Annotated in this window: 11 protein-coding genes; 9 read left to right on the top strand and 2 right to left on the bottom strand. The window is 74.8% G+C overall.

The window, feature by feature from the left end:
- The first annotated feature begins 89 nt into the window (after positions 1-89).
- Positions 90-1607 (top strand): MFS transporter, encoded by a 1518-nt coding sequence (locus tag CHC04_RS00495; RefSeq protein ID WP_089401976.1) that lies wholly within the window; start codon positions 90-92, stop codon positions 1605-1607.
- Positions 1608-1709: 102 nt separating this feature from the next.
- Positions 1710-2756, top strand: coding sequence for a YihY/virulence factor BrkB family protein (locus CHC04_RS00490; RefSeq protein ID WP_089401975.1), 1047 nt, complete (start codon positions 1710-1712; stop codon positions 2754-2756).
- A gap of 63 nt (positions 2757-2819) precedes the next feature.
- Here the strand turns inward: CHC04_RS00490 and CHC04_RS00485 are convergent, their stop codons facing one another.
- Positions 2820-3524, bottom strand: a complete 705-nt coding sequence (locus CHC04_RS00485) for a hemerythrin domain-containing protein (protein ID WP_089401974.1) — start codon at positions 3522-3524, stop codon at positions 2820-2822.
- Between the two features lie 143 nt (positions 3525-3667).
- Between CHC04_RS00485 and CHC04_RS00480 the strand changes: the two genes are divergently transcribed.
- Positions 3668-4849 carry an acyl-CoA dehydrogenase family protein gene (locus tag CHC04_RS00480; protein ID WP_089401973.1) on the top strand — a complete coding sequence of 394 codons (1182 nt, stop codon included), beginning with the start codon at positions 3668-3670 and terminating at the stop codon, positions 4847-4849.
- A 125-nt stretch (positions 4850-4974) separates the two neighbouring features.
- On the opposite strand, the gene CHC04_RS00475 is transcribed toward CHC04_RS00480, so the two are convergent.
- Positions 4975-5883 (bottom strand): ABC transporter substrate-binding protein, encoded by a 909-nt coding sequence (locus CHC04_RS00475; protein WP_089401972.1) that lies wholly within the window; start codon positions 5881-5883, stop codon positions 4975-4977.
- A gap of 122 nt (positions 5884-6005) precedes the next feature.
- On the opposite strand from CHC04_RS00475, the gene CHC04_RS00470 reads away from it, so the two are divergent.
- The 6 genes from CHC04_RS00470 to phaZ are packed head-to-tail and all read left to right on the top strand — an operon-like array spanning position 6006 to position 12766.
- A complete protein-coding gene (locus tag CHC04_RS00470; RefSeq protein ID WP_089401971.1) occupies positions 6006-7766 on the top strand; it encodes a phosphatase PAP2 family protein in 1761 nt (586 codons plus the stop codon).
- Positions 7763-8398 (top strand): hypothetical protein, encoded by a 636-nt coding sequence (locus CHC04_RS00465; RefSeq protein ID WP_176449782.1) that lies wholly within the window; start codon positions 7763-7765, stop codon positions 8396-8398. Before CHC04_RS00470 ends, CHC04_RS00465 begins: the two co-directional genes overlap by 4 nt.
- Entirely contained in the window at positions 8395-9498 is a 1104-nt protein-coding gene (locus CHC04_RS00460) for a lysylphosphatidylglycerol synthase transmembrane domain-containing protein (RefSeq protein ID WP_089401970.1), read from the top strand. Before CHC04_RS00465 ends, CHC04_RS00460 begins: the two co-directional genes overlap by 4 nt.
- Entirely contained in the window at positions 9495-10247 is a 753-nt protein-coding gene (locus tag CHC04_RS00455) for a phosphatase PAP2 family protein (protein WP_089401969.1), read from the top strand. The genes CHC04_RS00460 and CHC04_RS00455 overlap by 4 nt, the downstream gene beginning before the upstream one ends.
- Positions 10183-11937, top strand: coding sequence for a PHA/PHB synthase family protein (locus CHC04_RS00450; protein WP_089401968.1), 1755 nt, complete (start codon positions 10183-10185; stop codon positions 11935-11937). The genes CHC04_RS00455 and CHC04_RS00450 overlap by 65 nt, the downstream gene beginning before the upstream one ends.
- A complete protein-coding gene (gene phaZ / locus CHC04_RS00445) occupies positions 11921-12766 on the top strand; it encodes a poly(3-hydroxyalkanoate) depolymerase (RefSeq protein WP_089401967.1) in 846 nt (281 codons plus the stop codon). The genes CHC04_RS00450 and phaZ overlap by 17 nt, the downstream gene beginning before the upstream one ends.
- Positions 12767-12805: the final 39 nt, after the last annotated feature.

The following is a 12805-nucleotide window of genomic DNA, read 5'->3' as shown; positions in this document are numbered from 1 at the left end:
TTCACCTGACCGTCGGTGACCGACTGCACGTCCGGGCAGCCCGACGGCCCGGCACGGTGCGGGCGGTGACCGCATGGTGTCATCGGGGGGTGTCCGCCGGAGCCGAGGTCGCCCCGCCCGGCACGGCCTCGCTCACCCGCCCGACGCGTCCGGCGCTCCTGGTCCTCACCCTGTCACTCGGGGTGACGACGCTGTCGCTGCTGCAGAGCCTGGTCGTCCCCGTCCTCGGCCCGATCGGTGAGCAGCTCGGTGTCTCCTCCGCCGCAGCCGGCTGGGTGCTCACCGCGAACCTGCTGGCCGCCGCCGTGCTCACCCCGGTCCTCGGCCGGCTCGGGGACGTGCACGGCGAGCGCCCGGTCGTCCTGGGCATCCTCACCGCCGTCGCCGTCGGCACCCTGCTGGCGATCGTCACCCGCTCGCTGCCGCTGCTGCTGGTCGCCCGGGTGCTGCAGGGCTCCTCCTACGGCCTGTTCCCGCTGTCGATCAGCCTGCTGCGCCGCGAGCTCCCGCCCGCGCGGCTGAGCGTGGCGATGTCGATCGTCAGCAGCACCCTCGGCGTCGGCGGGGTGGTCGGGCTGGTCGCCGCCGGGCTGCTGACCGGTGACGGCGGGGACTACCACCGCCCGTTCTGGGTGGGCCTCGGCGTCACGCTGGTCTCCCTCGCCCTGGCCGCGGTCCTGCTGCCCCGCCGCCCGGCGACGGCGACCGGCGGCGTGGACTGGGCCGGTGCCGGCCTGCTCGGGATCGGGCTGGTGCTCCTCCTGCTGCCGGTCTCGCAGGGCAACGCCTGGGGGTGGACCTCGCCGGCCACCCTGGGCTGCGCGGCCGGTGCCGTGGCCGTCCTCACCGGGTGGGTGCTGTTCCAGCGCCGCCGCGCCGCGCCGCTGGTGCGCCCGGCGCTGCTGGCCGACCCGCGGATGCTGGTGCCCAACCTCGCCGGGCTGGCGACGGGCGTGGGCCTGTTCGTCTCCTTCCTCGTCGTCATGCAGTACGTGCAGACCCCGCCCGCGGCCGCCGGGTACGGGTTCGGCGCGCCGGTGCTCGAGGCGGCCGTCGTCTACCTGCTGCCCGGCGGCGTGCTGGGCATCGCGCTCGCCCCGGTCGCCGGCCGGGTCGTCGACCGGGTCGGCGCGCTGCTCACCCTGCTCGGCGGGTCGCTCGCCGGCGTCGCCGGTTTCGTGGTGCTCGCCGTCGGGCGGGCCGAGCCGGCCGCGGTCGTCGTCGCGGGCCTGCTCACGCAGGCGTGGGTGACGGTGGCCTACGCCGCGCTGCCGACGCTGGTGGTCTCGGCGGTGCGGCGCGGCGAGACCGGGGTGGCCAACGCGGTGAACTCCATCGCCCGCTCGGTGGGCCAGGCGGTCGGCAGCACGGTCACCGTCGCGCTGCTCGGCGCCGCGGTCGACCCGGCCACCGGGTTCCCGCGGGCGTCGTCGTTCACCGTGGTCTCCCTGCTGGGCGCGGGCGCCGCCCTGGTGGTGGCGCTGGTCAGCCTGGGCGGGATGGCCCGCACGCGGCGGCAGGACCGCGACGACGCCGACGACACCGCCGACGTCGGGCGGGCCACGGCCTGCGCCGGCGAGTGGTCACCGGTGTCCGGGCTGCGCTGAGCGATCACCCGACGCGCCCGGCGTGATCACGCGGTGCATGGAACGGGGCCGTCCGGGGAATCGATCACCCGATCCACCCCATCCCTGCCCCGGAGGACCACGATGGCCCGCCCCCACGGCTCCCGCGCCGCGAACACCGAGGCGTCGAAGCCGACGCGCTTCTCGGGCAACTCCACCGGTGACCCCGCGCCGCACGACGACAAGGTCAACTCGACGCGGTTCGACAACGCCCCGCGCGGCACCGACACCAAGGCCACGTTCTTCGGCACGGTCAAGCGCACGGTGAAGGAGTTCAGCGAGGACAACCTCACCGACTGGGCGGCGTCGCTCACCTACTACGGCGTCCTGGCGCTCTTCCCGGCGCTGATCGCGCTGACCTCGATCGTCGGCCTGCTCACCACGCCGCAGCAGCTCACCGACGCGCTGACCACCGTCGTCCCCGCCAGCGCCGCGGACACCCTGGGCCCGGTCATCGAGCAGGTCGCCGGCAGCCAGAGCACCGCCGGCTTCGGCCTGGTCCTCGGTCTGGTCGGCGCCGTCTGGTCGGCGTCGGGCTACGTCGGCGCCTTCACCCGCGCGTCCAACGTCGTCTACGAGACGCCCGAGGGCCGCAAGTTCTGGAAGCTCAAGCCGCTGCAGCTGCTGGTCACCCTGGTCGGCATCCTCTTCGCCGCCGTCATCGTGGCGATGCTGGTGCTCAGCGGCGGGGTCGTCGAGGCCATCGCCTCGGCCGTCGGGATCGGCGACACGGCCCTCACCGTGTGGAACGTCGTCAAGTGGCCGGTGATCCTGGTGATCCTGGCGCTGATGATCGCCGTCCTCTACTACTCGACGCCGAACGTCAAGCTGCGCGGGTTCCGGTTCATCAGCCCCGGCGCGGGCGTGGCGATCCTCGTGGCCGTCATCGCCTCGGCCGCCTTCGCCTTCTACGTGGCCAACTTCGGCAGCTACAACAAGACCTACGGTGCGCTGGCCGGCGTCGTGGTCTTCCTCATCTGGTTCTGGCTCATCAACGTCGCGCTGCTGTTCGGCATCGAGTTCGACGCCGAGAAGGAGCGGACCAAGGAGCTGAAGGAGGGCGTGCCGGGGGCGGAGAAGGAGATCCAGCTGGACGCCCGCGCCGAGCCCAAGCCCCGCAACACCAACTAGCGGGCGGCCCCGCTCACGACGGAGGCCCCCTCCCCGGCCGGGGAGGGGGCCTCCGTCGTGTGCTCAGCGGGAGGTCGGCGCCCAGTCACCGCTGCGGGCCGGCGGGGTGCGCTCCACCAGGCCGGCGACCACGGCCAGCCCCCGGCTGGCCGCCCGGCCGGCCGGGGCGACCGCCGGCACCCGCCGGACGACGGCGTCGACGACGTCGCGGCTGCGGTCGAGCAACGACAACGGCAGGCCCGACAGCGCGTTGCCCGGCGGGCGGCGGGACACCGTCGGGTGCGGCCGGGTCGGCGAGACGCGCCGGACCAGCGCCCACTGCCGCCCGAGACGGCGCAGCTCGGCGGCGTCGAGCCGCTCCTGCAGGCGCGGGAAGAGCACGTCCTCCTCGTCCCGGACGTCCTCGCGCAGCACCTCGACCAGCCGGGCGAGGCGTGCGGGGCGCTGCGGGTCGTCGGGCCCGCCGGCCTCCAGCGCGGCGACGAGCTCGTTGACCTCCTGGTGCTCCTCCTCGATGCGCAGGGTGACCTCCTCCCCGTCGGGCAGCACCCGGCGCACCACCGGCCAGATGACGGTCTCCTCGGCGAAGGCGTGGCTGAACACCAGCCGGTCGATCCGCGTGAGCACCTCCTCCTGGGCGCGGCCGGCGGTGCCCTGCAGCTCGTGCAGCAGGCGGTCGAGCTCGACGTGGTCGGCGCGCTGGCGCACCAGCACGCTGCCGGGGCCGCCGAGCTCCTCGTCGGTCTGGTCGGCGATGGATCGGGGCACGGGGACCCTCCTCGGGGCGTCGTGCGGACGGAGCCGTCCGGATCTGCCCGCACGCGGCACCGCGTACACCGGTTGCCCTGCCCGGCGAGGGGTAGGGCGAGCGCGCGGGACACCGCGGTCCCGGCTGCGAGGAGGGCAGTGCCATGGCCGACCGGCCCACCGTCACGTCGGACTTCTACGACCTCGAGGCCCTGCTCGACGAGCAGGACCGCGCGACGCTGCACCGCGTCCGGGCGTTCATGGACGAGCAGGTCGAGCCGATCATCAACGAGTACTGGACCCGCGCCCAGTTCCCCCGGCAGCTCATCCCCGCGATCGCCGAGCTCGGCATCGCCGGCGCGCAGTACTCCGGCTACGGCTGTCCCGGCCGCTCCTCGCTGTTCGACGGCATGGTGTCCATGGAGCTGGGGCGCGGTGACCCGTCGGTGGCCACCTTCATGGGCGTCCACGGCGGCCTGGCCATGGGCACGCTGCACCTGTGCGCCTCCGACGAGCAGAAGGAGCGCTGGCTGCCGGCGATGGCCCGGATGGAGCTGATCGGCGCCTTCGGTCTGACCGAGCCCGACCACGGGTCCGACGTGGCCCGGGGCATCCAGACGACGGCCCGCCGCGACGGCGACGAGTGGGTGCTCGACGGGCAGAAGAAGTGGATCGGCAACGGCAGCTTCGCCGACCTGGTGGTCATCTGGGCGCGCGACGTCGAGACCGACCGGGTGCTCGGCTTCGTCGTCGAGACGCCGACGCCGGGGTTCAGCGCCGTCGACCTCGAGGACAAGATCGCGCTGCGCGCGGTGCAGAACGCGTTGATCACCCTCGACGGCGTCCGCGTGCCCGAGGAGAACCGGCTGCAGAACGCGAACAGCTTCCGCGACACCGCCAACGTGCTGCGGGCCACCCGGGTGAGCGTCGCCTGGTCGGCGGTGGGCTGCTCGCGCGGCGCCTACGAGCACGCGCTGCGCTACGCCCTGGAGCGCGACCAGTTCGGCCGGTCGATCACCTCCTTCCAGCTGGTGCAGGACCTGCTGTTCCGGATGCTCGGCAACATCACCGCCTCGGCAGCGCTCTGCGCCCGGGCCTCGCAGCTGCAGGACTGCGGCATGCTGCGCGACGAGCACGCCTCGATGGCCAAGGGCTACTCGACGATGCGGATGCGCGAGACGGTCGGCTGGGCGCGGGAGCTCATGGGCGGCAACGGGATCCTGCTGGAGAACCACGTCGGCCGCTTCGTCGCCGACGCCGAGGCCATCTACTCCTACGAGGGCACCCGCGAGGTCAACAGCCTCATCGTCGGCCGCGCGATCACCGGCACCAGCGCCATCGCGTGACGGTGCTGGGACGGCCTCCCTGCAGGGTCCCGCCGCGAGCGTCGGATGGCCCCGTCCGGAGGCTCGCCCCGAGCGTGCGAGGGGGAGGGGGACGGGGGTCCTTCCGGGTGGGGCAGGGAGGTCCTTCATCGGCCGACCCACCAGCGCTGCGCCGCCTCCCGCGGTGAGACGCCGTCCACGGCGACGGCCCGGTTGAGCCCGACCAGGTCGAGCGTGGTCAGCTGCGCGCTGACCCCGTCGAGCGCCGCGCGCAGCCGCTCGTCGACCACCGCGGTGCGCACGATGGGCACCACGTTCTCCCGCGGCTGCAGCGACCGGTCGTCGCGGAGCAACAGCAGCGAGGCGTCGGTCAGCCGGGCGTCGGTGGTCTCGAGCATGCCGACGTCGATCTGCCCGCTGAGCAGGGCCTCCACCGTGGCCGAGCGCGACGGCATGCTGCGGACCTCGGCGAAGTCGATGCCGTAGACCTCCCGCAGCCCCGGCAGGCAGAACCGCCGCTCGGTGCACTCCGGCGGCCCGCCGAAGACCAGCTCGCGGGCCAGCGGGGCCAGCTGGGTCAGCGTGGTCGTCCCGTGCTGCTCGGCCAGGCGGGTGAGGACGACGAACCCGTTCTGGTCCTCGGCCCGCGCGGCGGCGAGCACGGTCAGCCCGCGGGGCGCGAGCTCCTGCGCCAGGCCCTCGCGCAGCGGTGCCGGGTCGTCGTGCACCGAGCCGGAGCCGGGCTCGGCGAAGTCCGAGGCGGTGCCGAGGTAGTCGACGACGAGGTCGACCACCCCCTGCTCCAGCGCCGGGAAGACGACCTCGCGCGGGCCGATCCCGTGCTGCACGGTCACCTCCACGCCCGCCCGGCGCAGCGCCTCGGCGTACACCTCGGCGAGCGTCTGGTTCTCGGGGAAGTCGTAGGAGGCGATCCGCACCCCCGGGTCCGGGGCCGGTCCGGCGTCGGCCGGGGTGCCGCCGCAGCCGCACAGCAGGGCGGCGACGACGGCGAGCACCGCGGCGACGGTGGACGGCGGGAACGGGCGACGGCGCATCGCGGGCCCTCCGGGCAGGAGGCGGCGCCCCGCGGCGGACCGGAGCGGGGACGGCCACGCTAGTCGCGAACGGGACCAAGGTCGATGGTCCCGGGCGCGCATCAGGTGCAGCATCGGGCGGCATGGCGGCGACGGCACGGGTCCCTGCGGCGCAGGCACCGGCGACGACGGCGCCCGCGCCCGCCGCACGACCACCGGCGGGCGGGCAGCTGCGGCGCCCCGACCCCCCGCCGGTGCAGCGCGTCCACCGCCGCCGCCGCCCCTCCGGCGAGGCGCCCCCGCTGCCGCGGCACCTCAACGCGTCCGGCAAGTGGTGGCTGTCGCTCAGCGGCCTGGTGCTGGCGACCTGGGTCGTCGTCGTCGTCACCGGCAGCGTGGCCGCCTTCGACCTGGTCGACACGCGCATCCTGCAGGCGATCGCCAGCATCCGCTCCCCCGGGCTGACCCGGGTCGCCGAGGTGGCCGGGGTCCTGGCCACCGGCCGGGCCATCCACGTGCTGTGGCTGGCCAACCTGCTCGTCCTGCTCGTCTTCCGGCGGTGGCGGCACCTGTTCGTCTGGCTCGGCGTCGGGCTGTTGGTGATCAACACCGCGGCCACCGTGGCCGGCACGCTGCAGCGGCCCCGGCCCTACGAGGTGGAGGTGCTCGGCCCCTGGTCGGGCTTCTCGATGCCCTCGGTGCCGATGACGGTCCTGGCCACCTTCCTGGTCAGCAGCCTCTACTCCCTGGTGCCGGCCGGCCGCCCCCGCGACGTCGGCAAGTGGGTCGTGTGGGGCCTGCTGCTGGTCACGGCCGCCTCGCGGCTCTACCTGGCCCAGGACCACCCCACCGACGTCCTCGCCGGCGTCGTCCTCGGGGTCGCCGCCCCGGTGGCCGCCTTCCGCCTGCTGACGCCCAACGAGGTCTACCCCGTCGTCTACCGGCGGGGCAGCCCGGCCCACCTCGACGTCACCGGAGCGCGCGGCGAGGCGATCGTGCGGGCGCTGCAGGACCAGCTGGGCCTGCTGGCCACGTCGGTGAAGCCCTTCGGCCTGGCCGGCTCGGGCGGCTCCACCCCGCTCAAGATCACCGTCAAGGCCGACGACGCCGCGGAGGAGGACGAGAGCTGCGTCTTCGGCAAGCTGTACGCGGTCACGCACCTGCGGTCCGACCGCTGGTTCAAGCTCGGCCGCACGCTGCTCTACGGCCGGCTCGAGGACGAGAAGCCCTACCACAGCGTGCGCCGGCTGGTGCAGTACGAGGACTACGTGCTGCACCTGCTCTCCGACGCCGGGCTGCCGGTGCCGCACCCGCTGGGCATCGTCGAGATCACCCCGGAGCGGGAGTACCTGCTCGTCGCCGAGTTCCTCCAGGGCGCGCGCGAGATCGGCGACCCCGACGTCCACGTCGACGACGACGTGATCGACCAGGGGCTGGCCATCGTCCGCCGGCTGTGGGAGACCGGCCTGGCCCACCGCGACATCAAGCCGGCCAACCTCATGGTGCGCGACGGCACGGTGTTCCTCATCGACTCGGCGTTCGCCGAGGTGCGCCCCAGCCCGTGGCGGCAGGCGGTGGACCTGGCGAACATGCTGCTGGTCCTGGCCCTGCGCACCGACGCCGCGCGCGTCCTGGCCCGGGCGCGGCTGCAGTTCTCCGACGAGGAGATCGCCGAGGCCTTCGCCGCCACCCGCGGCCTGACCATGCCCTCCCAGCTGCGCCGGATGCTGCGGGCGCAGGGCCGCGACCTGCACGCGGACTTCCTGCGGCTGCTGCCCTACCGGCTGCCGCCGGTGCGCATCCAGCGGTGGTCCTTCCGCCGGGTCGGGCTCACGCTGGTCAGCGTCCTGGCGATCGCGCTGGCCCTCGCCGTCGGCCTGAACCTGCTCGGGTCCCCGCTGTGAACGCGTCCCGGCGCTCCGCCGCCGTGCTGCTCGCGGCCGCGCTGGCCACCGCCGGCTGCGGGACCGGGTCGACGAGCGTCAGCCTCGAGGTGCCCGCCTGCGCCACCGGCGACGAGGACCACGCCGCCAACGGCGTCGTCCTCATGGCCCAGGCGGTGCCGACGGCGACCTGGGTCCCGTGCGTGGAGAGCGTGCCGGTGGGCTGGTCGTTCGCCGGGCTCGACGCCCGCAGGGGGTCGGCCCGGTTCTGGCTGGACTCCGACCGGGACGGCGCGCGCGCCATCGAGGTGCGGCTGACCGCCGACTGCGACACCCGCGGCGCCACCGAGATCCCCAGCGAGCGTGACGGCCTGCGCCGCTTCGAGCGGGTGACCCAGGTGACCCCGCAGTACCTGGGCCGGCGCCTCTACCTCTTCCCGGGCGGCTGCCTGACCATCGTCTTCACCCTCTCCGGCGACAACCGCGGCGAGCCGCTGGCCCTCGCCACGCAGAGCCTGGACGTCGTCAGCCGCGAGCAGCTGGCCACCCAGGTCCACGAGGCCAGCGGGGAACGCCTGGACCTGGACCCGCCCGACGCCGACCCTCCCGAGGCCGGCCGGTCCGCCACCGACGACGGGAGGGACCCGCCGTGACCGCCGTCGCACCCCAGGCCCAGGCCGCCCGGCCGCCGCAGCGCAAGCCGCTGTGGCGCCGGGTGCTGACCCCGCTGCTGTCCCTGGCGCTGGTCGTCGCCGTCTTCGTCTGGTTCCTGCCGCAGTTCACCAGCCTGTCCGACGTCTGGTCGGCGGTGCGGAGCATGACCTGGGCCGAGCTGGCCCTGCTGGCGCTGGCCGCGGCGTGGAACCTCGCCACCTACCAGTTCGTGATGGTCACGACCATGCCGGGCCTGCGGCTGCGCGAGGCGACGGTGTCGACGCTGACCACCACCGCGGTGTCCAACACCGTCGTCGCCGGGGCGGCGCTGTCGCTGGGGCTGACCTACGCGATGAACTCCTCGTGGGGCTTCTCGCGCTCGCGGACGTCGGTGATGCTGCTGCTGTCGGGGCTGTGGAACAACTTCGCCAAGCTCGGCCTGCCGGTGTTCGCCCTCGCGCTGCTGGCCTTCACCTCTCCCCCGACCACCGGCCGGCTGCTGGGCGGGCTGGCGGGGGTCGCCGGCCTGGTGGCGGCCGTGGTCGTCCTCGGCCTGCTCCTGCACAGCCGGGAGGGCGCGGCGCGCATCGGCCGGGGCCTGGGCCGCGTGGCGTCCGCCGTGATCCGCCCCCTCGGCCGGCCGCCGGTGCACGGCTGGGACCTGGCGACGACGAAGTTCCGCGACCGGACGGCGCTGCTGCTGCACGCCCGCTGGCACTGGCTGACGCTGGCCACCCTGGTCAGCCACCTGTCGCTGTTCCTGGTCCTGGTGCTCGCCCTGCGCGCCGTGGGCGTGACCTCCGCGCAGGTGGGCGTCGTCGAGATCCTCGCGGTGTTCGCCTTCGCCCGGCTGCTCACCGCGATCCCGTTCACCCCGGGCGGGCTGGGGGTCGTCGAGCTCGCGCTGATCACGGGCCTGTCGGCGGCCGGTGGCGACCGGGCGCTGGTGGCCGCCGGGGTCCTGGTGTTCCGCGGGCTGACCTACGTGCTGCCGATCCCCCTGGGCCTGGGCGCCTACGTGTTCTGGCGGACCAACCGCTCCTGGCGCCGGGAGCCGAACACCGCGCCGCGCACGGAGCTGGTCCCGGAGACGGTGTGACCGGGCCGGCGGCTCCCCGCCGGGCACCCCTGCGGCGGGGCGGCGACGCCCTCCTGGGCGTCTCGGGCGCGCTGGTGCTGGTGCTGGCGGCACTGCCTGTGGAGCGCACGCACGTGGGCGCGGCCGAGGCGGCGGTGTTCCGGGCGGTCAACGGGGTGGACGCGCTGCCGTTCCTGCTGGTCTGGCCGTTCATGCAGCTGGGCAACTTCCTGGTGGTGCCGGCCAGCGCGCTGGTCGCGGCCCTGCTGCGCAGGTGGCGGCTCGCCGCGGGGCTGCTGCTCGCCGGCGCCGGCACCTACCTGGCCGCCAAGGGCGTCAAGGACGTCGTCGTCCGGGGGAGACCGGCCGGGCTGCTGGAGGACACCGTCCTGCGCGGGGCCGCCGCCCAGGGGCGCGGGTTCGTCTCCGGGCACGCCGCCGTCGTCGCCGCCGTGCTGACGGTGGCCTGGCCGTGGCTGGGCCGCCGCGCGCGGGTCGCCGGGGTGGTCCTGGCGACGGTGGTGTGCCTGGCCCGGGTGTGGACCGGCGCGCACCTGCCGCTGGACGTGGTGGGCGGCGCGGGGCTGGGGCTGCTCGTCGGCGGGGTGGTGCTGCTCGTGGTCGGCCGGCCGTCCCCCTGCCGGAGCCGGGCCGCTGTGCTTGAGTGGAGCGGGTCGCAGGATCCGACGATCTCCGGGAGCCCCGATGACCAGCACCGCCCAGCGTCCCGACCGCGACACCGCCCGCCCGCGCCCGGCGGCGGCTCCTGACGGCAGTGCCGAGGAGCAGGCCGGTGACGCCGTCATGGGCCTGGACATGGTCCTCGTCGACGCCGCCCGCGGCCCGCTGCGGCGCATGGTCCCGCCGGTCCGCACGCTCGCCGCGCTCGGCTCGGCGCTGGCCCGCCACCCCGACGCGGTGGCCCGGCGCGGCGGGGAGCTGGCGCGCGAGGTCGGGCGGATCGCGGTCGGCCGCTCGGACATCGCCCCCAACCCCAAGGACCGCCGCTTCGCCGACCCGGCCTGGACCGGCAACCCCCTGTTCAAGCGGACGATGCAGGCCCACATCGCCGCGGCCCGCGCCGCGGTCGGCCTCGTCGACGACGTCGAGCTCGACTGGCGCGACGACGAGCGGATCCGCTTCGCGCTGACCAACGTCGTCGACGCGCTCGCGCCGAGCAACGTCCCGTTCCTCAACCCGCTGGCGCTCAAGGCGGTCATCGACACCGGCGGCCGCAACGCCGTGTCGGGTCTGCGCCGGCTGGTCTCCGACGTCGCCTCCGCGCCGCGGGTGCCCTCGATGGTCGAGCCCGACGCCTTCACCGTCGGCGAGGACCTCGCCGTCACCCCGGGCGCCGTCGTCCTGCGCACCGACGTGTTCGAGCTGATCCAGTACCGGCCGACGACGGAGACCGTCCGCGCCGTGCCGCTGGTGATCGTGCCGCCGACGATCAACAAGTACTACGTCACCGACCTCGCGCCGGGGCGCAGCATCGTCGAGCACTACGTCTCCGCCGGTCACCAGGTCTTCATGATGAGCTGGCGCAACCCCGACGCCCGGCACGCCGAGTGGGGCCTGGACACCTACGGCCAGGCGGTCCTGGACGCCGCCGACGCCGCCGAGCGGATCACCGGCAGCGACCGCACCGCGTTCCAGGGCTTCTGCTCCGGCGGGATCATCCTCGCGATGGTGCTCTCGCACCTGGCCGCGGCCGGCCGGCTCGACCGGGTGGCCGCCGCCAGCTTCGCCGTCACCGTGCTCGACTGGGGCCGCGCCGGGACGATCGGGGCGCTCATGGACGAGGAGGCGGTCAAGGAGGCGACCGAGCGGTCGCGGAAGAAGGGCTACCTCGACGGCGCGATGCTGGCCGAGGTGTTCGCGTGGCTGCGGCCCAACGACCTGGTGTGGAACTACTGGGTCAACAACTACCTGCAGGGGCAGCCCCCGCCGGCCTTCGACATCCTCTACTGGAACGCCGACACCACCCGGATGACCGCCGCGCTGCACCGCGACTTCATCGACGTCGCCGTCGGCAACCAGCTCACCGAGCCCGGCCGGGCGAGCATGCTCGGGACCCCGGTCGACCTCGGCACCGTCGACGTCGACACCTACGTCACCGCCGGCATCGCCGACCACCTGTGCCCCTGGCAGTCCTGCTACCGCACCACCCAGCTGCTCGGCGGGGACAGCCGGTTCGTGCTGTCGACCGCCGGGCACATCGCCTCGCTGGTCAACCCGCCGACCAACCCGAAGGCGTCCTTCCAGGTGGCCGACAAGACCCCGGCCGACCCGGAGGAGTGGCTGGCCTCGGCGCACAAGGAGAAGGGCTCGTGGTGGCCGGACTTCACCGCGTGGCTGGCCGAGCGCGCCGGCGAGGAGGTTCCGGCGCCGGAGGCGCTGGGGAGCGCCGACCTGCCGGTGCTGGGTGACGCGCCGGGGACGTATGTCTTCGACAAGTGAGCCGCGGCGGCGCCCGGGGCGGGAGACCGTCCGGGCGCTGACCGTGGGGGGCCGCACGCTGCGCGTGTCCGAGCGCACCGGTGACGGCTCCCGCCCCCCGCTGGTGCTGATGAACGGCATCGGCGCCAGCCTCGAGGTGTTGCAGCCCTTCGTCGACGCGCTCGACCCGCGCCGCACCGTCGTCCGCTTCGACGTGCCGGGGGTGGGCGGCTCGCCGGCGCCCGTCGTGCCCTACGTGCTGGCCACGCTGACGCCGGTGGTCTCCGGTGTCCTGCACCGGCTCGGGCACCGCGGCGCCGTCGACGTGCTGGGGCTGTCGTGGGGCGGAGGGCTCGCGCAGCACTTCGCCGTCCAGCACCGCCGCCGCTGCCGCCGGCTGGTGCTGGCCGCCACCGGCACCGGGTCGCTGATGGTGCCCGCGCACCCGCGGGTGCTCTCGCACATGCTCACGCCGCGGCGGCACCGCGACCCCGGGTACGCCACCCGCGTGGCCGGGGAGCTCTACGGCGGCACGGTGCGGGACGACCCGGCACGCGCGGCGCAGGCGCTGCACTCCCACACCCGGGTGGGGCCGCGGCGCGGCTACTACTACCAGCTGGCCGCGAGCGCCGGCTGGAGCAGCCTGCCGTTCCTCTCCCTCATCCGGCAGCCGACCCTGGTGCTCGCCGGCGACGACGACCCGATCATCCCGATGGTCAACGCCCGCATCCTGGCCCGCGGCATCCCGCGTGCCCGGCTGCACCTCTACGACGGCGGGCACCTGGCGCTGGTCACCGAGGCCGGTGAGCTGGCGCCGGTGGTCGACGCGTTCCTCGACGAGGACGACTGACCTCTCGCGCTCCGGATGGCCGCTGACCTGCGGGAACTG

It is taken from the genome of Geodermatophilus saharensis (assembly GCF_900188205.1).
In the GTDB taxonomy this organism is placed as follows: Bacteria; Actinomycetota; Actinomycetes; order Mycobacteriales; family Geodermatophilaceae; genus Geodermatophilus; species Geodermatophilus saharensis.
The sequence above is the reverse complement of the archived record's forward strand: the minus strand, read 5'-3'. Positions and strand labels throughout refer to the sequence as shown.

What these genes read in the sequence shown, in the direction of transcription:
- CHC04_RS00470 (WP_089401971.1), top strand. Translation starts at nt 6,006, where the DNA reads ATGGCGGCGACGGCACGGGTCCCTGCGGCGCAGGCACCGGCGACGACG.
- CHC04_RS00475 (WP_089401972.1), bottom strand. Translation starts at nt 5,883, where the DNA reads ATGCGCCGTCGCCCGTTCCCGCCGTCCACCGTCGCCGCGGTGCTCGCC.
- CHC04_RS00490 (WP_089401975.1), top strand. Translation starts at nt 1,710, where the DNA reads ATGGCCCGCCCCCACGGCTCCCGCGCCGCGAACACCGAGGCGTCGAAG.
- phaZ (WP_089401967.1), top strand. Translation starts at nt 11,921, where the DNA reads ATGTCTTCGACAAGTGAGCCGCGGCGGCGCCCGGGGCGGGAGACCGTC.
- CHC04_RS00450 (WP_089401968.1), top strand. Translation starts at nt 10,183, where the DNA reads ATGACCAGCACCGCCCAGCGTCCCGACCGCGACACCGCCCGCCCGCGC.
- CHC04_RS00480 (WP_089401973.1), top strand. Translation starts at nt 3,668, where the DNA reads ATGGCCGACCGGCCCACCGTCACGTCGGACTTCTACGACCTCGAGGCC.